The 20,092-nt window shown below is 71.3% G+C and carries 21 protein-coding genes; 10 read left to right on the top strand and 11 right to left on the bottom strand.

Annotation, left to right across the window (positions count from 1 at the left end):
- The first annotated feature begins 106 nt into the window (after positions 1-106).
- The gene (locus QL987_RS03045; protein ID WP_221850445.1) at positions 107-1,000 is read left to right on the top strand and encodes a neutral zinc metallopeptidase; all 894 of its coding nucleotides are present in this window, start codon (positions 107-109) and stop codon (positions 998-1,000) included.
- A 13-nt stretch (positions 1,001-1,013) separates the two neighbouring features.
- Here QL987_RS03045 and QL987_RS03040 read toward each other — a convergent pair whose 3' ends face one another.
- Positions 1,014-1,955: a thioredoxin domain-containing protein gene (locus QL987_RS03040; protein WP_290156207.1), complete on the bottom strand. Its 942-nt coding sequence runs from the start codon at positions 1,953-1,955 to the stop codon at positions 1,014-1,016.
- A gap of 263 nt (positions 1,956-2,218) precedes the next feature.
- Here QL987_RS03040 and ugpC point away from each other — a divergent pair, with 263 nt between their 5' ends.
- Together ugpC and QL987_RS03030 are read left to right on the top strand one after the other, a co-directional pair.
- Positions 2,219-3,319, top strand: coding sequence for a sn-glycerol-3-phosphate ABC transporter ATP-binding protein UgpC (ugpC, locus tag QL987_RS03035; protein WP_111073801.1), 1,101 nt, complete (start codon positions 2,219-2,221; stop codon positions 3,317-3,319).
- Between the two features lie 86 nt (positions 3,320-3,405).
- Entirely contained in the window at positions 3,406-4,695 is a 1,290-nt protein-coding gene (locus QL987_RS03030; protein WP_290156205.1) for a DUF4032 domain-containing protein, read from the top strand.
- A gap of 442 nt (positions 4,696-5,137) precedes the next feature.
- Here the strand turns inward: QL987_RS03030 and rlmB are convergent, their stop codons facing one another.
- The 4 genes from rlmB to QL987_RS03010 all read right to left on the bottom strand — a co-directional run bounded on the left by rlmB (position 5,138) and on the right by QL987_RS03010 (position 9,436).
- Complete coding sequence (rlmB, locus tag QL987_RS03025; protein WP_290156203.1) at positions 5,138-6,157, bottom strand: 23S rRNA (guanosine(2251)-2'-O)-methyltransferase RlmB; 1,020 nt, start codon at positions 6,155-6,157, stop codon at positions 5,138-5,140.
- A gap of 28 nt (positions 6,158-6,185) precedes the next feature.
- A complete protein-coding gene (gene cysS / locus QL987_RS03020) occupies positions 6,186-7,595 on the bottom strand; it encodes a cysteine--tRNA ligase (RefSeq protein WP_290156202.1) in 1,410 nt (469 codons plus the stop codon).
- Positions 7,596-7,668: 73 nt separating this feature from the next.
- Entirely contained in the window at positions 7,669-8,898 is a 1,230-nt protein-coding gene (gene ispF / locus QL987_RS03015; RefSeq protein ID WP_290156220.1) for a 2-C-methyl-D-erythritol 2,4-cyclodiphosphate synthase, read from the bottom strand.
- 55 nt (positions 8,899-8,953) lie between these two features.
- Entirely contained in the window at positions 8,954-9,436 is a 483-nt protein-coding gene (locus QL987_RS03010; protein ID WP_017888066.1) for a CarD family transcriptional regulator, read from the bottom strand.
- Positions 9,437-9,608: 172 nt separating this feature from the next.
- Between QL987_RS03010 and QL987_RS03005 the strand changes: the two genes are divergently transcribed.
- Positions 9,609-10,178, top strand: a complete 570-nt coding sequence (locus tag QL987_RS03005; protein ID WP_221851790.1) for a DNA modification methylase — start codon at positions 9,609-9,611, stop codon at positions 10,176-10,178.
- A gap of 150 nt (positions 10,179-10,328) precedes the next feature.
- Here QL987_RS03005 and QL987_RS03000 read toward each other — a convergent pair whose 3' ends face one another.
- A complete protein-coding gene (locus QL987_RS03000; protein WP_110903429.1) occupies positions 10,329-11,009 on the bottom strand; it encodes a response regulator transcription factor in 681 nt (226 codons plus the stop codon).
- Positions 11,006-12,172 carry an ATP-binding protein gene (locus tag QL987_RS02995; protein ID WP_111073806.1) on the bottom strand — a complete coding sequence of 389 codons (1,167 nt, stop codon included), beginning with the start codon at positions 12,170-12,172 and terminating at the stop codon, positions 11,006-11,008. The genes QL987_RS03000 and QL987_RS02995 overlap by 4 nt, the downstream gene beginning before the upstream one ends.
- Before the next feature lie 146 nt (positions 12,173-12,318).
- On the opposite strand from QL987_RS02995, the gene phoU reads away from it, so the two are divergent.
- The 3 genes from phoU (at position 12,319) to QL987_RS02980 (ending at position 14,467) form a co-directional block, all read left to right on the top strand.
- Complete coding sequence (phoU, locus tag QL987_RS02990) at positions 12,319-12,990, top strand: phosphate signaling complex protein PhoU (RefSeq protein ID WP_111073807.1); 672 nt, start codon at positions 12,319-12,321, stop codon at positions 12,988-12,990.
- 139 nt (positions 12,991-13,129) lie between these two features.
- Positions 13,130-13,672, top strand: a complete 543-nt coding sequence (locus QL987_RS02985; protein WP_290156201.1) for an AAA family ATPase — start codon at positions 13,130-13,132, stop codon at positions 13,670-13,672.
- 84 nt (positions 13,673-13,756) lie between these two features.
- Positions 13,757-14,467, top strand: a complete 711-nt coding sequence (locus QL987_RS02980; protein WP_290156200.1) for a hypothetical protein — start codon at positions 13,757-13,759, stop codon at positions 14,465-14,467.
- 69 nt (positions 14,468-14,536) lie between these two features.
- On the opposite strand, the gene QL987_RS02975 is transcribed toward QL987_RS02980, so the two are convergent.
- Positions 14,537-15,283: a phosphoglyceromutase gene (locus QL987_RS02975; RefSeq protein ID WP_290156199.1), complete on the bottom strand. Its 747-nt coding sequence runs from the start codon at positions 15,281-15,283 to the stop codon at positions 14,537-14,539.
- A 44-nt stretch (positions 15,284-15,327) separates the two neighbouring features.
- Between QL987_RS02975 and QL987_RS02970 the strand changes: the two genes are divergently transcribed.
- Positions 15,328-16,116: a class I SAM-dependent methyltransferase gene (locus QL987_RS02970; protein WP_290156198.1), complete on the top strand. Its 789-nt coding sequence runs from the start codon at positions 15,328-15,330 to the stop codon at positions 16,114-16,116.
- Between the two features lie 197 nt (positions 16,117-16,313).
- Here QL987_RS02970 and QL987_RS02965 read toward each other — a convergent pair whose 3' ends face one another.
- The 3 genes from QL987_RS02965 to QL987_RS02955 all read right to left on the bottom strand — a co-directional run bounded on the left by QL987_RS02965 (position 16,314) and on the right by QL987_RS02955 (position 18,451).
- On the bottom strand, positions 16,314-17,390 hold the full coding sequence (locus QL987_RS02965; RefSeq protein ID WP_290156197.1) for a folate-binding protein: 1,077 nt from the start codon (positions 17,388-17,390) through the stop codon (positions 16,314-16,316).
- A complete protein-coding gene (locus QL987_RS02960) occupies positions 17,390-17,992 on the bottom strand; it encodes an FABP family protein (protein WP_221851208.1) in 603 nt (200 codons plus the stop codon). Before QL987_RS02960 ends, QL987_RS02965 begins: the two co-directional genes overlap by 1 nt.
- A gap of 153 nt (positions 17,993-18,145) precedes the next feature.
- Entirely contained in the window at positions 18,146-18,451 is a 306-nt protein-coding gene (locus QL987_RS02955) for a hypothetical protein (protein ID WP_146248056.1), read from the bottom strand.
- Positions 18,452-18,549: 98 nt separating this feature from the next.
- Between QL987_RS02955 and QL987_RS02950 the strand changes: the two genes are divergently transcribed.
- The gene (locus tag QL987_RS02950) at positions 18,550-19,230 is read left to right on the top strand and encodes a response regulator transcription factor (RefSeq protein WP_111073815.1); all 681 of its coding nucleotides are present in this window, start codon (positions 18,550-18,552) and stop codon (positions 19,228-19,230) included.
- Complete coding sequence (gene mshD, locus QL987_RS02945) at positions 19,230-20,051, top strand: mycothiol synthase (protein ID WP_253464932.1); 822 nt, start codon at positions 19,230-19,232, stop codon at positions 20,049-20,051. The genes QL987_RS02950 and mshD overlap by 1 nt, the downstream gene beginning before the upstream one ends.
- Positions 20,052-20,092 lie beyond the last annotated feature (41 nt).

Below are 20,092 nucleotides of genomic sequence, written 5' to 3'. Positions count from 1 at the left end.
CCGGGTCCGGGTCCGGGTCCGGGCGTGGTCCGGGTCCGGGCACGGACCGGTTGCGGGCGCGGGCCGGTTGCGGGCGTGGTCGGTCGATCGTCCGTAGGTTCGGTCCATGACGTTCAACGACGACACCCGGCTGCAGGGCGGCAAGGTCAAGCGCCGCGGGCGCACCACGGCCATCGGCGGCGGCGCGGTCGGTGTCACCGCGATCGTGGTCTTCCTCATCGCCCAGTTCACGGGGGTCGACCTCGGCGGGCTCGTCGGCGGGGGCGGCGGCCTCACCCCGATCCAGCAGGGCGGCGCCGAAGCCACACCGATCGCAGAGTGCCAGACCGGCCGGGACGCCAACGCCGACGTCGAGTGCCGGATGGAGGGCGCCGCCGAGTCGCTCGACGCGTACTGGAGCGCCGAGTCGCAGGAGCTCGGCACGTCGTACTCGACGCCCGACTTCTTCCTGTTCGACGGCTCGACCGACACCGGGTGCGGCACCGCGTCGGCGGCGACCGGGCCGTTCTACTGCCCGCCGGACCGTGCGATCTTCCTCGACACCGCGTTCTACGACGACCTGAAGTCGACCTACGGGTCCTCGGGTGGGCCGCTCGCGCAGATGTACGTCGTCGCGCACGAGTGGGGCCACCACGTGCAGCAGCTGCAGGGCACCTTCGCGGACACCGACCGCAGCGGCACCGGCGCCTCGTCCGGCAGCGTCCGCGTCGAGCTGCAGGCGGACTGCTACGCCGGTGCCTGGGTCGGGGACGCGGCGACGACGAAGGCCGCCGACGGCTCGACCTTCTTCGAGCCGGTCACCCGCGCCCAGATCGCCGACGCCCTGTCCGCGGCGAGCGCCGTGGGTGACGACAGCATCCAGGAGAAGGCGACCGGTCAGGTCGACCCGGACTCGTTCACGCACGGGTCCAGCGAGCAGCGGCAGCGGTGGTTCGAGCGCGGCTACGAACGCGGGGCGACGAGCTGCGACACCCTCAGCGTCCCCGGCTCGTCGCTCTAGGGGCGACGGCCGTTCAGTTGCCGGTGGCCGACGGCGACGGGGTCCCCGACGACGAGCTGCTCGGCGTCGGCGTGGGCGTGGGCGTGGAGTCGGTGCTGTCGGCGGCCGAGACGACGAACGTGCGGAACTCGTCGTTCGTCGACGCGGTCGTGTACTGGTACTGCTGGCCGTTGACGAGCACCAGCGGGGTGCCCGGGAACGTCGTCAGGTCGGACCCGGGGATGTCCCCGCCGCTCACCGCGGTGGTGCGCTCGTCGACCCACTTGCCGTAGCGCTGGTCGTCGATGCAGGACTCGATGGTCGAGCCGTGCCGCACGCCCGGGATGCTCGTGATCAGCGAGCCGAGCTGCTCGTCCGTCAGGCCCGGCGTGCCCTCTTCCGGCTGCTTGGCGAACAGGGCCTTGTTCACGGCGAAGAACGAGTCCGGCGACTCCTGCGCCACGCAGGCTGCTGCGTTCGCCGCACGGAGGGAGTACTTCGTGCCCTGCGAGCGGTTCGACAGGATCGCGACGGGGTGGATGTCGATCGTGGCGGCACCGGAGTCGACCAGGCCCTCGATGTAATCGCTGTTCGTGGACTCGAACGCGCCGCAGATCGGGCAGAGGTAGTCGACGTACAGGGTGATCCGCACCGGGTCGGCCGAGTCGGTCGCACTCGGGGACGGAGCAGTCGAGGCGGCTGCCGGGTCCACGGCCTTCAGACCGGTGCTGATCGTGATGCCACCGTCGGCCATGGTGTCGGGGCCGGGTCCGGCGGGACGCGAGGAGTTCACGAGCACGAGCGTCACGATCGTGGCGGCGGCGACGAGCACCACGCCGAGTCCGATCTGCAGTCCGAGCCGGGCACCACGCTGGCGACGCTTCTGCTGGGCACGGGTGCGCTGGGCTCGCTCGCGGGCGGCGGCGCGACGCGCGTTCCGCTGGGCGCGGGCGTCTCCTTCAGGGCGGTTGGTCATCGTGCGGCTGTCCTCCTGGTCGGTGTCCGCTCGGCCTCCCCCCGGTCGGCGGACGGACCCGCCGATTGTAGTGGCGGCCGATGGGAACCAGCCAACCAGCAGGGAACGCCCCGTGGACCGGCAGCTGCGCACTGGCGCCGCTGGGAGAACTCGTGTTGTATGACCAGTGATGGTCGACGACGACCATCCGCCGGCCCTCGCGGGTCGTCGCTTCACTACGGATCGTCCGGCACGTACCTGCCGGTGGAGAGGACCGAACGCTCATGGCGTCCGTCACCTATGACAAGGCAACCCGTCTGTACCCCGGAGGCAACCGCCCCGCGGTGGACTCCCTCGACCTGGACGTCGCCGACGGCGAGTTCCTCGTCCTCGTCGGCCCGTCGGGCTGTGGCAAGTCCACGTCCCTGCGCATGCTGGCCGGCCTCGAAGAGGTCAACTCCGGCGCGATCCGCATCGGTGACCGTGACGTCACGGACGTCCCGCCGAAGGACCGCGACATCGCGATGGTGTTCCAGAACTACGCGCTGTACCCGCACATGACCGTCGCCGAGAACATGGGCTTCGCGCTCAAGATCGCCGGCGTCGGCAAGGAAGAGCGCGCCACCCGCGTGCAGGAAGCCGCGAAGCTCCTCGACCTCGAGCAGTACCTCGGCCGCAAGCCGAAGGCGCTCTCCGGTGGTCAGCGTCAGCGCGTCGCGATGGGCCGTGCGATCGTCCGTCAGCCGCAGGTGTTCCTCATGGACGAGCCGCTGTCGAACCTCGACGCCAAGCTCCGCGTCCAGACCCGTACCCAGATCGCGTCGCTGCAGCGTCGTCTCGGCGTCACGACCGTCTACGTCACGCACGACCAGACCGAGGCCCTGACCATGGGTGACCGCATCGCGGTCCTCAAGGACGGCATCCTGCAGCAGGTCGGCAGCCCCCGCGACCTGTACGAGAAGCCGAACAACGTGTTCGTCGCCGGCTTCATCGGCTCGCCCGCGATGAACCTGCTCCCAGCCTCCGTGGTCGAGGGCGGCATCACCTTCGGCACGCTGAACCACCCGGTCGACCGCGACACGCTGTCGAACGCCCGCTCGGCCCAGGTCACGGTCGGCGTCCGCCCCGAGGACATCATCGTGTCCAACTCGGGCGAGGGCCTGCCGGTCACGGTCGACGTCGTCGAAGAGCTCGGCGCCGACGGCTACCTCTACGGCCACGCCGACGTGAACGGTACCCGTACCGACATCGTCACCCGCGTGGACGGCCGCAACCACCCGTCGATCGGCGACACCGTCGTCGTGAGCCCGAAGCAGGGCCACGTGCACATGTTCGACTCGGAGTCGGGCGAGCGCCTCGACGACAAGGCCGTCATCAGCGCGTAACGCTGGAAGTCACTCACAGGAGGCGCGGTGCCAGCTGGCACCGCGCCTCCCGTCCGTTCTCGTCCCAGTACCCAGAGGAACCCGCCGTGCCCGACTCCATGACCATCACCGCAGCCACCGTCGACCCCGGCCTGCTCGACCTGCCGTGGGACCTGCCCCTCGACGCCTGGCCGGAGGAGACGATCGTCGCGCTGCCGAAGGGCATCTCCCGCCACCTGGTGCGGTTCGTGCACCTCAGCGGGTACGTCGTCGCGGTGAAGGAGACCAGCGCCGAGCTGGCCCGGTCCGAGTACGACATGCTCCGCACCCTGCAGCGGATGGACGTGCCGTGCGTCGACCCCGTCGCGGTGATCACCAACCGGGTCGGCCGCGAGGGCGAGGAACTCCAGCCCGTCCTGGTCACCCGGCACCTGCGCTTCTCGCTCCCGTACCGCGCGCTGTACTCGCAGACGTTGCGCCCGGACACGGCGACCCGGCTCGTGGACGCCCTCGCACTCCTGCTCGTCCGGCTGCACGTCATCGGTTTCTACTGGGGTGACGTCTCGCTGTCGAACACGCTGTTCCGGCGTGACGCGGGCTCGTTCGCGGCCTACCTGGTCGACGCCGAGACCGGCAAGCTCTACCCCGGCGGACTGTCGAACGGGCAGCGCGAGAACGACCTCGAGGTGGCCCGCGTGAACATCGCCGGGGAGCTCCTGGACCTCGAGGCCGGCGGACGCCTGGACGAGAACGCCGACCCCGTCGACGTGTCGAACCGGATCGTGGCGCAGTACCGCACGCTGTGGACCGAGCTGACCGGCACCGAGCAGTTCGACGCGGCCGAGCGGTGGCGCATCAACGACCGCGTCGAGCGGCTGAACGCCCTCGGCTTCGACATCGAGGAACTGTCGATCCGCACGGCCGACGCCGGTTCCCAGGTCCGGATCCAGCCGAAGGTCGTCGACGCCGGACACCACCAACGTCGACTGCTGCGCCTGACCGGTCTCGACGCCGAGGAGAACCAAGCCCGACGACTGCTCAACGACCTCGACGCGTACCGGGCACGCAACGGCCGCGAGGAGCTCGACGAGGAGATGGTCGCGCACGAGTGGGTCTCGCGGGTGTTCGAGCCCGTCGTCCGGGCCATCCCCCGCGACCTGCGTGGGCGACTCGAGCCGGCCGAGGTGTTCCACGAGCTGCTCGAGCACCGCTGGTTCATGTCCCAGCAAGAGGAGCGGTCGGTCTCGCTGCCCGAGGCGACGACCGCGTACATCAACGACGTGCTGCGGCACCGCCGGGACGAGCGGACGCTGATCAACCCGCCGACGTCGTCGATCGCGCTGCCCCTCGACGACGACGAGGACGACGACGTCGACGACTGGCGCGCGTCCGTCTGAGGCGCTGCGGGCGGTGCGGTGCAGTCGCTGCCGCGTGCCGGCGAGCGGTGCCGCGGGCGGTCACGACACCCCGCTCTCCCTCCGCCGAGCGGTCGAAGACCGTCGGTCCGGACGCATCAGAGCGACGGTCCGTGACCGGTCGGCGGGGGGCGACGGCGAGTCCCGGCGGCGTGACGCGCGGGGCGGCCGCGACCCGGGCCTCCCGGCTGTGCCCGGCCGTGGGCGCGAGCGGTCACGACACCCCGCTCCCCCTCCGCCGAGCGGTCGAAGACCGTCGGTCCGGGCGCGTCAGAACGACGATCCGTGACCGGTCGGCGGGGGAGGCGACGGGGGGCGACGGGCGTGGCGCAGACGGGCCGGCAGGCAGGTACCAGACACCCGGGAGGCCCGGCGCCGGTCTCGTGGACCGGCACCGGGCCTCCCGGGTGTCGTCTGGTGCCCGCTACGCGGAACGTCGGCGGCGCGCGACCTCCCACAGGGTGACGCTCGCTGCGATGCCGGCGTTGAGGGACTCCGTCGCGCTCGAGATCGGGATCGACACGATCGCGTCGCACGTCTCGGTGACCAGGCGGGACAGGCCCTTGCCCTCAGAACCGACGACGATGACGATCGGCCGGTCGGCGAGTGCCAGGGCGTCCAGCTCGACGTCCCCGTCCCCGTCGAGTCCGAGCACGAACAGGCCCATCGACTTCAGCGACTTGAGGGTCTGCGTCAGGTTCGGGGCCATCGCGACGGGCGTGCGTGCGGCGGCACCGGCGGAGGTCTTCCACGCCGACGCGGTCACGCCGACCGAACGACGCTGCGGCACGATGACGCCGTGTCCGCCGAACGCCGCCGTGGAGCGGATGATCGCACCGAGGTTGCGCGGGTCGGTGATGCCGTCGAGGGCCACGAGCAACGGCACCTGGTCGCGCGAGAACGCCCGCTCCACCAGGTCCTCGGACACGGCGTACTCGTACGCCGGGACCTTGAGCGCGACGCCCTGGTGCACGCTGTCGTGCCCCGTGATGCGGTCGAGCTCCGGGCGCATGATCTCCATGATCGGCACACCGCGGTGGTTCGCGAGCGTCAGGATCTCCTTGACGCGGTCGTCGACCTCGATGCGGGCGGCGACGTAGAGCGTCGTCGACGGCGTCTTCGTGCGGAGCGCCTCGAGCACGGAGTTGCGCCCGGTCACCAGCTCGCTGTCGTCGGTCTTCCGAGCGGGCGGGCGACCACCGGTGCGGGTCTGCGGCGCCGAGGCCCCGCTGCCACCACGACGGGTGCGGGCCGCTTCGAAGCGCTCCTTGGCGGCCTTGCGCTTGCCGGCCGGGTGGTACGGGCGGTCCTCGGCCTTCGGGGTCGGCTTGCGACCCTCGAGTGCCTGGGCACCCTGGCCGCCGGAGCCGACCTGCTTGTTGCCCTTGCGGCCGGTACGGACAGCGCCCGGACGACCCTTCTTGCTCCCCGAGACGTTCTTCATGCAGTTCTCCTGTTCGGCACTGCCGTGTTCAGGCGATGCTCCAGCGTGTTCCGGACGGTGTGTCCTCGATCGTGATGCCCGCGCCTGCGAGATCGTCCCGGACGCGGTCGGCCGTGGCGAAGTCCCGAGCGGCCCTGGCGTCGGCGCGCTCCTGTACGAGGCGTTCGACGAGGGCGGCGAGCGGTGCTGCGGAGGTGTCGTGCGCCCCACCCGACCAGTGCGGTGCACGCGGGTCGATGCCGAGCACCTCGACCATGGCAGCCACCTGATGGTACGCGACACCGAGCGCTTCCGCATCGTCGACGTCGAGCGCGGCGTTGCCGGAGCGGACGGTCTCGTGCAGCACCGCCAGCGCCTGGGGTACCGCCAGGTCGTCGTCCATCGCGTCGGCGAAGCCCTGCGGCACCGCCGGAGCGTCGGGCGGACGGACCCGGTCGAGGCGTTCGGCAGCCCGGGCGAGGAACCCCTCGATGCGGTCCAGTGCGGCTTCGGCCTCGGCTAGGGACCCGTCGTGGTGGTCGATCGTCGACCGGTAATGGGCGGCGCCGAGGAAGTAGCGGACGACGACCGGACGCGCAGCGGCGAGGAAGTCCGCGGCGAAGATCGAGTTGCCGAGCGACTTCGACATCTTCTGGCCGCCGACGGAGACGAGTCCGTTGTGCAGCCAGTACGAGGCGAAGGCGTCACCGGCAGCGGTCGACTGCGCGAGTTCGTTCTCGTGGTGCGGGAAGCGCAGGTCCAGCCCGCCGCCGTGGATGTCGAACGCCGGGCCGAGGTAGCGCCGGGACATAGCGGAGCACTCGATGTGCCACCCGGGGCGTCCCGCACCCCACGGTGAGTCCCAGCTGGCGGTCGAGGGCTCCCCCGGCTTGCTGCCCTTCCAGAGCGCGAAGTCACGGGCGTCCCGCTTGCCGCGGGGATCGGCGTCGGTGGCGTCGACCATGTCGTCACGTCGCTGCCGGGTGAGGGCGCCGTACTCGGGCCAGCTCGCGGTGTCGAAGTAGACGTCCCCACTGCCGTCCGCTGCCGGGTAGGCGTGACCGCGCTCGACCAGCCGCGTGATGATGTCCTGCATCTGCGGGATGCTCGCCGTCGCCCGGGGCTCGTAGGTCGGGGGCAGGATGCCGAGCGCCGTGTACGCGGCCGTGAACTCGAGCTCGACGCGGTACGCGCGTGCCCACCAGGGCTCGTCGGTGCCGGCGGCCAGGTCGAGGACCTTGTCGTCGATGTCGGTGACGTTGCGGACGAGCGTGACGCGGTACCCGCGGTGGCTGAGCCAGCGACGCCAGATGTCGTAGACCAGGGCGGACCGGAGGTGCCCGATGTGCGGCGAGGACTGCACCGTCGGACCGCAGACGTAGATGCTGACCTGTCCGTCGACCAGGGGCACGAGGTCGACGACGTCGGCGGCGCGGGAGTCGTACAGGCGAACGGTCACACGACAAGCCTAGAGGGCGTCCCCACCGGTGACACGGGACGGCCCGCAGCCTGTGGAGAACGGGCCGACGGCGTCAGCGGGAGCGGACGAGTGCCGTCGCGATCGCGGTGAGTCCCTCGCCCCGACCGGTGAAGCCGAGACCGTCGGTCGTCGTGCCGGACACCGCTACGGGAGCGCCCACCGCCGCGGCCAGGGCGTCCTGCATCTCGTCCCGACGGGCACCGATGCGCGGGCGGTTGCCGATCACCTGGACCGTGACCCGCACGGGCTCGAGTCCGGCGTCCCGCAGCAGTTCGACGGCACCACGGACGAAGACGTCCCCGGAAGCGCCGGCGAACCGCGGGTCCGAGGTGCCGAACCGGCCGCCGATGTCGCCGAGGCCACCGGCGGAGAGCAGGGCGTCGCAGACCGCGTGGGCGACCGCGTCCCCGTCGCTGTGGCCGGAGAGGCCGGGCTCGCCGGGGAAGTCGAGCATGCCGACGCGGCACGGCACGTCGGGGTCGAACGCGTGCACGTCGACGCCGAGCCCGACGCGGACGTCGACCCGCAGGTCGACGGAGCGGGCTCCGGCTCGTTCGGCGACGACGGCCTCGGCACGACCGAGGTCCCACCGCGTGGTGACCTTGAACGCGTCGGCGTCACCCGGCACGGTGCGGACGACACCGCCGGCTGCCTGGAACACCCCGGCGTCGTCGGTCTCGGCCCGCTCCGCCACGGCGTACGCCCGACGGAGCCCGGCGAGCGGGAACCCCTGCGGGGTCTGGACCCCGACGAGTGCGGACCGGTCGACGGTCTCGACGACGACGTCACCGGCGACCCGCTTGACGGTGTCGGTGACCGGCAGCGCGGGCACCACCCCGACACCTCCCGCGACCGCATCGCCCGACTCGACCGCGTCGCCCGACTCGACCGCGTCGCCCGACCCGACCGCGGCGAACACCCGCTCGAACTGCGACGCCGGCGTCAGACAGCGCGCGGCATCGTGCACGAGCACGGTTTCGACGGAGTCCGGCAGCACGGCCAGGCCAGCCTGGACCGACGCGTGGCGATCCGCACCTCCCGGCACGACCGTCACGTACCCGGAAGCGGCTCCGGCGACGTCGGCGACGAGCGCACGACACTCGTCCATCCGGTCGGCCGGGGCGACGACGACCACCAGGGTCGGCTCGGCGAGGGTCAGGACCGTCCGCAACGCGCGGACCAGCATGCGCTCTCCCGCGACCGGGACGAACGCCTTCGCGGTGCCGAGGCCGAGCCGGGTACCGGAGCCGGCCGCAACGACGACGACCGCACGGGCTGCCAGAGCTGGGCTCTGCGCCGGTGCGGTCGTCGTGTCGTTCGTGGTGCGCAAGCGGGCGTCAGGACGCGAGGACCTCGTCGAGGACGGTCGATGCCTTGTCCTCGTCGGTCTTCTCGGCCAGGGCCAGCTCGGAGATGAGGATCTGGCGCGCCTTGGCCAACATCCGCTTCTCGCCCGCGGAGAGGCCGCGGTCCTGATCGCGGCGCCAGAGGTCGCGGACGACCTCGGACACCTTGATGACGTCACCCGAAGCGAGCTTCTCGAGGTTCGCCTTGTAGCGGCGCGACCAGTTGGTGGGCTCTTCCGTGAACGGGGCCCGGAGGACCTCGAACACCTTGTCGAGCCCTTCCTTGCCGATCACGTCGCGGACGCCGACCAGGTCGACGTTGTCCGCCGGGACCTCGATCGTCAGGTCACCCTGCGTGACCCGAAGCTTCAGGTAGACCTTTTCCTCGCCCTTGATGACGCGAGTCTTGACTTCAGAGATGGTTGCCGCCCCGTGATGGGGGTAGACGACGGTCTCGCCGACCTCGAATTGCATGTATCAGGCTCCGTTCCCAGACCTCCAGTTTACCACAAGGGGCGTTCGGGTAAGGGGGCCGGCCACCCACCCTGACGTCCGGCCCCACCGGCGGCTGGGTAGGATGAGGGCCAGGGCCGCATGGTCCGTCATCGTGAACTTCCGGAGGAACCTCTTGCGAGCTCGGGTACTCGTGTCCGTCGCCGTCGCCGCGACGATCGCCCTCGGTGCGACCGGCTGCGAATTCTTGTCGCCGTCCCGCACCCAGGAGATCCGCCAGATCACCGACGGGGTGGACGTGTCGACCGGCACGATCGACGTGCGGAACGCCCTGCTCATCTCCGACAGCGGGAAGGACGCGCGCTTCATCGGCACGCTGGTGAACACCGGCAACGAGGAGCGCACCGTCACGCTCGAGGTGGACGGCGTCGACCAGACCGTCGTCGTCCCGGCGAACGACACCACCGTCCTGGCTGACGACGGCCAGCACGACACCGTCGACTTCGACGACGTCAGCGCGAAGCCGGGGTCGCTCGTGAAGATGTACTTCTCCTACGACGGCGCCGAGGGCGCCTCGGCCACGGTGCCGGTCCTCACCAGCGCGCAGGAGCAGTACGAGACGCTCGCACCTACCCCCACCCCGACGTCGACACCGACCGCGCCGTCGAACAGCGGCACCCAGCCGACCGGCGACGCCACGGCTCCGGGCACGCAGAGCGGCTCGCAGTCGGACTCCTCCGAAGGCGACAACGGCACGAACTGACCGCCGCGCACGGCACGACCGTGCGGTGCAACAGCGTTGGACGGGAGGCCCGGGGCCGGTTCCGATGAACCGGCCCCGGGCCTCCCGTCTGTCCGTCGCGGCGGAGCCGCCGGCGACTCCGTCCGCGCCGGCCGGACCCCGCCGCGCCGGCTACGCCTCGATGCGGTACCCGAGCCCGCGGACGGTGACCAGCACCTCCGGCGTGCTCGGAACGCGCTCGATCTTCGAGCGGATCCGCTTGATGTGCACGTCCAGCGTCTTGGTGTCGCCGAAGTAGTCCGACCCCCAGACCCGGTCGATGAGCTGCCCACGGGTGAGCACACGACCGGCGTTGCGGAGCAGCAGCTCGAGCAGCTCGAACTCCTTGAGCGGCATCGGCGTCTCGGAGCCGTCGACGCTCACGGTGTGGCGCTCGACGTCCATCCGGATCCCGCCGACCTGCAGGATGCCCATGTCGCCCGGGTCGTCCTCGGTCCGGCGACGGAGCACGGCACGGATGCGGGCCAGCAGCTCGCGCGTCGAGTACGGCTTCGTCACGTAGTCGTCGGCACCGAGTTCCAGCCCGACGACGATGTCCACCTCGGAGTCCTTCGCGGTGAGCATGATGATCGGCACGTTGGAGCGGGTGCGGATCTGCCTGCAGACCTCGGTGCCGGAGAGCCCGGGCAGCATGAGGTCGAGCAGGACGAGGTCCGGGTTCTCGGAGTCGAACTTCGAGAGGGCGGTGACCCCGTCGGCCGCGACGGCGGTCTCGTAGCCCTCTCGCTGCAGCAGGAACTCCAGGGGCTCGCTCAGGGCCGGCTCGTCGTCGACGATGAGGATCTTGGTCACGATGGCTGCTCTTCCATTTGCTCTTCGAGTGCTGTGGTCAGTTCGGGGTCGGCTTCGGGGATGCGGATCGTGAAGGTCGAGCCCTTGCCGGGCTGCGACCAGACGCGGACGTCACCGCCGTGGTTGCTGATGATGTGCTTGACGATCGCCAGGCCCAGTCCGGTGCCGCCGGTCGCGCGGGAGCGTGCGGGGTCGACGCGGTAGAACCGTTCGAACACGCGGTCGAGGTCGGCCTCGGGGATGCCGACACCCTGGTCGGTGACGGCGATCTCCACGAAGCCCTTGGTGCCGCGGACGCCCACGCCGACGCGGGTGTTGTCCGGGGAGTACTTGACCGCGTTCGCGATGAGGTTCGACACCGCCACCTGCAGCAGGCCCGGGTCCCCCATCACGCGCAGCTTCGACTTCTTCGCGCGGACGAGCTCGATGCCCCGGGCGCGGGCGACGACCTCGTTGCCGTCGATCGCGGCCTGCACGACCTTGTCGATGCCGGTCTCCTCGCTGGCCTCGAGCGCGTCGACGGACTGCAACCGGGACAGCTCGATGATGTCCTTCGTCAGGGCGCCCAGTCGCTCGGACTCGGTGACGAGCTGCGCGGCGAACTTCCGGACGTGTGCGGGGTCGTCGGCGGCGATGACGAGGGTCTCGGACAGCAGGCCGATCGCTCCGATCGGGGTCTTCAGCTCGTGCGAGATGTTGGCGACGAAGTCACGCCGGACCTCGTCGATGCGACGGCTCTCGGTCAGGTCGTCGGCCGTCACGAGCACGTACCGGTTGCCGAGCTGCGCGGCCCGGAAGCTCAGGTAGCCCATCACGTCACCCCGACCACCGCGGGGCAGCTCGAGGTCCTCGGCGCCCATCTCCCCGCTCCGCCGGACCCGGTCCACCAGCGCGGCGAGCTCGTCGTGCACGAGCTTCCGGCGCACGACCAGGCCGACCGCCAGCGCCTGGGGCGACGCCGCGACGACGGTGTTCGAGGGGTCCACGACCACGGCGGGGTTGTGCATCGTGGCGATCACGGCCGCGACCCCGTCGGGCAGGCTCCGCTCCGCCACGTCGGCTGCACGTGCCGTCCGCTCGGCGGTGATGATCAGCACCACGACGCCCGCGCCGAACACACCGCCGAGGAGCATCGACAGTGGCACGAGCCACGCGTTGTCCATGCCGCCAGTGTAGGAGTGGTCACACGCGGTTCGGATGCCGTTCACCGCCGGAAGCAGGCCGGATCGCGAACCGTTCAGCCGCAGGTCACCGACCGTTCACCTGCGCTGACGACACTCGTCCGGTACGCAGAGAGAGGCCCTCCCCCATGCGCGAAGTGTTCCAGCAGGAGCTCCAGGACGTCCAAGAGCGTCTGACCGAGATCGCCGGGCTCGTCGAGTCCGCCATCACCCGAGCCACCGAGGCGTTCAGCGAGTCGGACGTCTCCCTCGCCGAAGAGGTGATCGCCGACGACGCGAAGATCGACGCGGCCGCATCCGCCCTGGACGAGGTCGCCATCGACATCCTCGCCCGCCAGGCACCCGTCGCCCGTGACCTCCGCGTGGTCGTCACCGCCCTCCGCGTCAGCTCGTCGCTCGAGCGGATGGGTGACATGGCCGAGCACATCGCGCAGCTCGCCCGCCAGCGGTTCCCCGAGAAGGTCGTCCCGAAGGGCCTGCGTGGCACCTTCAAGGAGATGGGCAAGCACGACGTCGCGATGTCGCAGAAGCTCACGCGCCTGCTCGCCACCGAGGACATCGCGCTGGCCGCCGAGATCCGCGACGAGGACGACGCCGTCGACGAGCTGCACGCCAGCGTCTTCGACTTCGTGCTCGGCGAGGCATGGAAGGGCGGGCCGGTCGACACGGTCGACGCGACCCTCGCCAGCCGGTACCACGAGCGGTTCGCCGACCACGCGGTCTCGATCGCGAAGAAGGTCGAGTACCTGGCAACCGGCGACTGGGCCGGCGCGGCCAACGTCACGACGTCCCCGGCCTGAGGCCCAGGTCCTGCGGGTCCGGTCCCGCAGGGTCCGGTCCCGCAAGACGCAAGGTGGGCGGTTGCTCGCAGCGGTACTCCGTTGCGCGCAGCCGCCCACGTTGCGTTCCGCGGGGGCGCGGACCTGGGAGGATCGGGGCATGGCCCAGGTCGCGATCATCGTCAACGGCATGCCCGGTTCCGGCAAGAGCACGGTGGGCGCCGCCCTCGCCGAGGTGCTCGGCTGCCCCTTCCTGTCGAAGGACCGGGTGAAGGAACCGCTCGCCGACATCGCCGGCCCGATGATCCCCTCGCGCGTGCTCGGCGGCATCGCCATGGACACGCTCTGGTCCATGGCCGGAGCGGTCGAGAACGGGGTCGTCGTCGACGCCGTCCTGCTGCCGTCCCGTGACCGGGACCACCTGGAGGCCGGACTCACCACCGCCGGGTCGCCCCGCGTCGTCGAGGTGTGGTGCGACGTCGACCGGGCGACCGCCGAGGCCCGCCTCCGGGAACGGTACGAACCAGGCACGCTGCCGGTCCGCCACGAGGTCCACGGTGACCTCACCGACATCCTGGCGTTCTGGGACGAACACGAGGCGACCGCCGGCCCCGTCGGTGTGGGACCGGTCGTCCGGATCGCCACGGATCGGCCGTACGACGTCGGATCGCTCGTGCAGGAGATCGCCGCCCACTTCAGCTGATCGAAGACATCACATTCCGCATGTTCTCCGGAGGACACGGCAGGGTGCTCCTGGTCGGACCACGGCCGCGATCGAAGGAGCACCATGACCAGAACCACCACGCGCATCACCACGGCAGCCGTCAGCTGCTGCGTCGCCGGCCTGCTCGCCCTCGGCGCCGCCGCCCCGGCATCGGCAGCCACCTCGAGCGCCGCTGACCCCGGCACCCGGTCGAGCGTCGCCGAGACCGTCGCGGGCACGCCGTCGCCGGGGATCGACGGCATCGAAGTCCGCGACGGGAAGCGGTACCTCGTCGGCACCGGGGTCCCGGGCGCCAGCGCACTCGCCTCCCCCCTCGGCACGATCACCCAGGTCGGGGCCGACGGCCGCTGGAGCGCTGAGATCCGGTACGACCCGACGGAGTTCAGCGTCCGCCAGGGGCTCGGCGGTCACCTCTCGAGCCCCGCGGTCTGGCGGGTCGGCGAGGCTCCGATCCCGGCCGGAGCCGTCCCACCGCCGCCCGCGAAGCCCGCCCAGCCGGACGTGCAGGGCATCCGACACGTCGACCAGACGGCATGGCTCGTCGGCACCGGCGTACCCGGCGCCACGATCACCGTGAAGAAGAACCACGGCGGCCTCTGGCGCGCGAAGGTGGACCCGGACGGCACGTGGCGGATCGACGTCACCAACAGCTACGTCGCGAAGTCGGAAGTCAAGCAGGGCATGAACGGCATGACCTCCGCAGCCGTCCTCATCAGCTTCAACCTCTACGAGGACCCGTCCTTCGGACCGGAGTTCGCACTCCTCGCCTCCTGATCCCAGGGGGCAGAGACAGCGGTGGCGCGGAGTGTCGAGACACTCCGCGCCACCGCTGTGCCCGCTGTACTACTTCTTCGCGCCCTGGGCCGCGACGGCCGCGGCACCGGCGGCAGCAGCCTCCGGGTCGAGGTAGTACGCCGGCTTCGTCGGACGGAAGTCGTCGTCGAGCTCGTACACGAGGGGGATGCCCGTCGGGATGTTGAGCCCCGCGATGTCGTCGTCCGAGATGCCGTCGAGGTGCTTCACCAGCGCCCGCAGCGAGTTGCCGTGCGCCGTGACCAGGACCGTCTTGCCCGAGCCGAGGTCCGTCGTGATGTCGGACTCCCAGTAGGGCAGCAGCCGGTCGATGACGAGCTTCAGGGACTCGGTCCGGGGCAGTTGGTCGCCGAGGTCCGCGTACCGACGGTCGCCGGCCTGCGACCACTCGGCGTCGTCGGCGATGGGGGGCGGCGGCACGTCGAACGAGCGGCGCCACTCCATGAACTGCTGCTCGCCGTACTGCTCGAGCGTCTGTGCCTTGTCCTTGCCCTGCAGGTCGCCGTAGTGGCGCTCGTTGAGGCGCCAGTCGCGCTTGACCGGCAGCCAGGCCAGGTCCGCCTCGAGCAGGGCGATGTCGGCGGTCTGGATCGCCCGGGTCAGCAGCGACGTGTACAGGACGTCGGGGACGATGCCGGACTCGGCGATGAGACTGCCGGCCCGCTTCGCCTCCTTCTCGCCGAGCTCCGAGAGCCGGACATCGACCCAACCGGTGAACAGGTTCTTCTGGTTCCAGTCACTGTTGCCGTGACGGAGCAGGACGAGCGTGGAGGTCATGCGCCCGAGTCTACCGAGCAGTGCTCCACCCGTACCCTGGTCGCATGCCCGGGAACTCCTCGCCGATCGGCACCGTCACCCGTGGCACGACCGGGCACAACCGCCTCCGTCGCGTGGACCGGTGGATCGCGACGCTCCCGGTCCTCCGACGCACCGACGACCCGCTCGTCGCGGACGTCGGCTACGGCGCGAGCCCGACGACGACGCTCGAGCTCCGCGACCGCCTGGCCCGGGTCCGCCCCGACGTCGAGGTCACCGGCATCGAGATCGAGCCGTCGCGGGTCGCCCTCGCGAACGCCGGCACACGGGACGGGGTGACGTTCCGGTTGGGCGGCTTCGAGACCCCGACACCCGACGGCCGACGCCCGGCGGTGATCCGGGCCTTCAACGTGCTCCGGCAGTACGACGAGTCCGCCGTGGTCGGATCGTGGCGGATCATGCAGGACCGGCTGCAGCCCGGCGGCCAGCTCGTCGAGGGCACCTGCAACGAGGTCGGTCGGGTCGCCTCGTGGGTCACGCTCGACCGGGAGGCCCCGCACACCTTCACGGTCGCGCTGCGGTTGGCAGGGCTCGACGTCCCGAGCATCGTGGCCGAGCGGCTGCCGAAGGCGCTCATCCACCGCAACGTCCCGGGCGAACGGGTGCACGGGTTCCTCCGCGACCTCGACCTGGCGTGGGCGGTCGCGGCGCCGCTCGGGACGTACGGTCCGCGGCAGCGCTGGATCGCGGCGGTCCAGGGCATGCGCGACCGCGGCTGGCCGGTCATGCACGGGGTCGCTCGCTGGCGCCTCGGCGAGCTCAGCGTCCCCTGGTCCGCGGTCGCCCCCGCCTGACCGAGACTCGGCCAGGCGGACGGTCTCGCAGCCGGCGACCGGCGACCGGCGACCGGCGGGAGTGTCCGCGGTGCCGAGACTCGGCCACGCGGACAGATCGGCGGCCGACCACGCGCGAAAGTGTCCGCGGTGCCGAGGCTCGGCGCGGCAGCACCGCGTGCGGCAGCAGCGCCGCGCGGGAGCACCGCGCGGCGGGACTACGGGCGGCGGACCGCTCCGAGACGAGGCAGACGCGGGACCTCGGCCGTCGCACCGGCACCCGGCGGGACGATGACCTGCTGCGCCGCGGTCACGACGACGTCGTCCGCTGCGAGGGTCAACACGGCGGTCGGGTCGAGGGACCGCTTGACGACCGCCAGGCCGACCGGTCCGAGTTCGTGGTGCGTCCCCGAAGCGACGAGACGCCCGACCTCGGTGCCGTCGAGCGTCACCGGGCTGCCGGGTTGCGGCACGACGCCGTCGGAACCGTCGAGGTGCAGCATCACCAGGCGCCGCGGCGGACGTCCGAGGTTGTGGACCTTCGCGACGGTCTCCTGCCCCCGGTAGCAGCCCTTCGACAGGTGCACGGCCGAGCGGAGCCAGTCGAGCTCGTGCGGGATCGTCCGCTCGTCGACGTCGGACAGCGACGGACGCCACGCCGCGATCCGCAGGGCCTCGAGTGCCAGGAGGCCCGCGGCGGGAACGTCCGACGCGGCCACCTGGGCAGCGGTGTCGGGGGTGACCACGGCGATGCGGAGGGTCCAGTCGGTGCCGGGGTGGGCCTCCTGGTCGGCGTAGCCCCACCCGCCGGGCGTGACGGACGCCCACGGGTCGGTCCAGATGGCCAGCGGCTCGGCACCGTGCAACGGGTCGGCGCCGTCGAACCAACCGAGTGTCGCGAGCTCGGCCGAGCGGTCGGTGACCTCGACGCGCAGCATGAACCGCATCGACGAGAGCCACGCGGCGAGCGGCTCGGCGTCCGCCGGCTCGGTGAGCAGCCAAGCGGTCTCGCCGTCGTCGACGACCCGTGCGGCGTGCTCGACCCGACCGGAGGCGTCGAGCACCAGGGTCTCGGTGCTCACGCCCGGCGCCAGACCGAGCAGTAGCTGGGAGGTGATCGAGTTCATCCACGACAGGCGGTCGGGGCCGGACACGGTGACGACCCCGAGACCGAGCTCGACGACAGCACGACCGCGGGCGAGCAGACGCTGCTCGCCGATCGGGTTGCCGAAGTGGGCGGCCGGCCCGGTGGCGGACGCGACGAACCCGTCACGCACGGCGAACGGCGAGGCCATCAGTCGACCTTCGCGAGCTGCCCCGAGGCGTGCGAGGTGAGTTCCCGTCCGAGCGCGGCGATGTCCCACGCCCAGAAGAGCTTGCCCTCGACCAGCCCGTACATCCGGGTGGCGGCCGAGTACTCCTTGGCGTTGGCGGAGCGCATCACGGCGTCGGTCGCCAGGTCGATGCGGCCCTGCTTGACGCGGCCCACGTAGAGCTCGTTGACGCCGGTCGGGTGGATGATCGCCGCTTCGACGTCGAAGCCGTTCGTCTGGTTGCGTAGGGTCTCGACGCTCTGCGTCGTCGAGAACGGCACCGGGCCGTCGCCGAGCAGCAGCGCCGGACCGCGATCCCCCGGTTCGGACGGCCGGTCGAGCCGCCAGTAGCCCATCTCGGCAGCGAGCGGGGTGTGGTCGTCGTCGAGCAGCCATGTCGTGGACGAGTAGTTGAGGTACGGCAGGCCGTCGTGGCTGAAGCTGATGCGCTGACCGAACTCGTACGTCCGGACGTCGTCGTCCTCGCCCACGGGGTACTCGACGACTCCGGTGCCTTCCCAGACGCCGACCAGCCACGACAGCGGGACGAGTTCGGCGGAGAGGCCCTCGGGGAGTTCGATCACCGCTGGCCCTTGAAGAGCTTGACGACGACGGTCACCGAGATGAAGGCGATCGCGAGCGACGCCAGGCCCAGCAGGCCCACGTAGAAGAGCTCGAGCGCAAGCAGCGAATCCATGCCGGAAGTCTACGCGGACCGGACCGAGAAGCCAGCAGGCTCAGCGCGCCAGCAGGATCAGCGCCGTCACGAGGACGACCACGAACGACCCCGACGACGCGATGCTGATCCGCTCCACCAGGCCGTCCTTCGTCTGCGTGGCGAGCTGCAGCACGAAGCTGACGAACACCGCCGCGACGAAGACGAGCAGCAGCCAGGCGAACGAGTCCTTCTGCGTCAGGGTGAGCACGAGCACCGACCCGACGACCGCGAGCAACCACACCGGCACGACCGACGTCAGCCGCAGCCGCCGCTGGCTCGGCACGACTTCCGGGTCGGGGCCCACGGGGGGCGTCGTCTCGCTCACGTCCCCATCATGACAGCCACGTGCTGCACCGTCCGTCGGGGTGAGCGCCCCGGGCTCACTAGGATGGCGCAACGACGTCTTCTCCCTCTGGAGGTCCTGTGGCACAGCTCCTGGTACTCACCTCGGCCGCGCCCGGCGACGTCCTGCCGAGCCTCGGCCTGCTGAGCCACCGGATCCGGCACGTGCCCGCCGAGGCCGCCCAGCTGGTCAACGCACCGCAGAGCGACCTGATGTTCGTGGACGCCCGCACCGACCTGGTCAGTGCGAAGGCCCTCTGCAAGATCCTCGCCACGAGCGGTTCGACGACCCCCGTCGTGCTCGTCGTCACCGAGGGCGGCCTCACCGCGGTGACGACCGAGTGGAACATCGACGACGTCGTGCTCGAGTCCGCGGGCCCCGCCGAGGTCGACACCCGCATCCGCCTGAACGCCGGCCGCGCCTCGAAGAACCAGACCGGCTCGAAGATCCAGGCCTCCGGTGTCGTCATCGACGAGGCGAGCTACTCCGCGAAGGTCCGCGGCCGGCCGCTCGACCTCACCTTCAAGGAGTTCGAACTCCTCCGCTTCTTCGCCACCCACCCGGCCCGGGTCTTCACGCGCGAGCAGCTGCTCAGCGAGGTCTGGGGCTACGACTACTTCGGCGGCACCCGCACGGTCGACGTCCACGTCCGACGACTGCGCGCGAAGCTCGGCGACCTCGAGTCCCTCATCGGCACCGTCCGCAACGTCGGCTACCGCTTCAACGTGCACGACGACGACGACCGCGGGCAGGGCCAGTAGTGCTCGCGATCGTCGAACAGCTCGCCGACGCGGCGGTCGCCGACGGCGAGGCTCCCCCGTTCTCCGACCAGACCCTCGTCGACCTGCGCGCCGGCCGCGCCGACGTCCTCGGTGACGACACCGGCGTCGCGGTCGTCCGCGACGGCGAGGTCGAGGTGTTCGTCCGCCGGGAGGCCCGTGGCCGGGGCATCGGGACCCGTCTCGTCGAGCAGGTGCTCGCCCTCGCGGACCCGCCGTCGCGGGCCTGGGCGCACGGCGACCACCCCGCCGCCCGCGCCCTCGCAGCCCGCGTGGGCTGGTCCGCGGAGCGGACGCTGCTGCAGTTGCGCGCACCGGTGCCGACGTCGGCAGGTGATCCGGGCCTCCCGGACGGGTACCGACTCGACGCGTTCCGGGCCGGCTCGACCGAGGACGAGACCGACTGGCTCGCCCTGAACGCCGCGGCCTTCGCGTCGCACCCCGAGCAGGGGCGGATGACGCTCGACGACCTGCGCGCCCGCGAGTCCGACGCCTGGTTCTCCGGCGACGACCTGGTCCTGCTGCGCGACGCCGACGGCGCACTGGCCGGCTCGTGCTGGCTCAAGGTCGAGGACGGCGTCGGCGAGTACTACGCGGTGGCCGTCCGACCGGACCTGCAGGGCCGGGGCCTCGGCGGGGTCCTGATGCGCGCCGGAGCGGCCCGGCTGGTCGACCGCGGCCTGCACGCTGTGTCGCTCTACGTCGAGGGCGACAACGCGCCCGCACTGGCGCTCTACCGCCGGCAGGGGTTCGCCGACCACACGGTCGACGTCCAGTACGCGGCGCGGACGACCGGCCGGTAACATGGAGCGTCGGTGACGCACCGGCGTTCGTGGGTTCGGGG

The organism is Curtobacterium sp. APC 4022 (genome assembly GCF_030407555.1).
Lineage (GTDB): Bacteria > Actinomycetota > Actinomycetes > Actinomycetales > Microbacteriaceae > Curtobacterium.
Note: the sequence above shows the minus strand (reverse complement) of the source record. Positions and strands in the feature narration are given on the sequence as shown.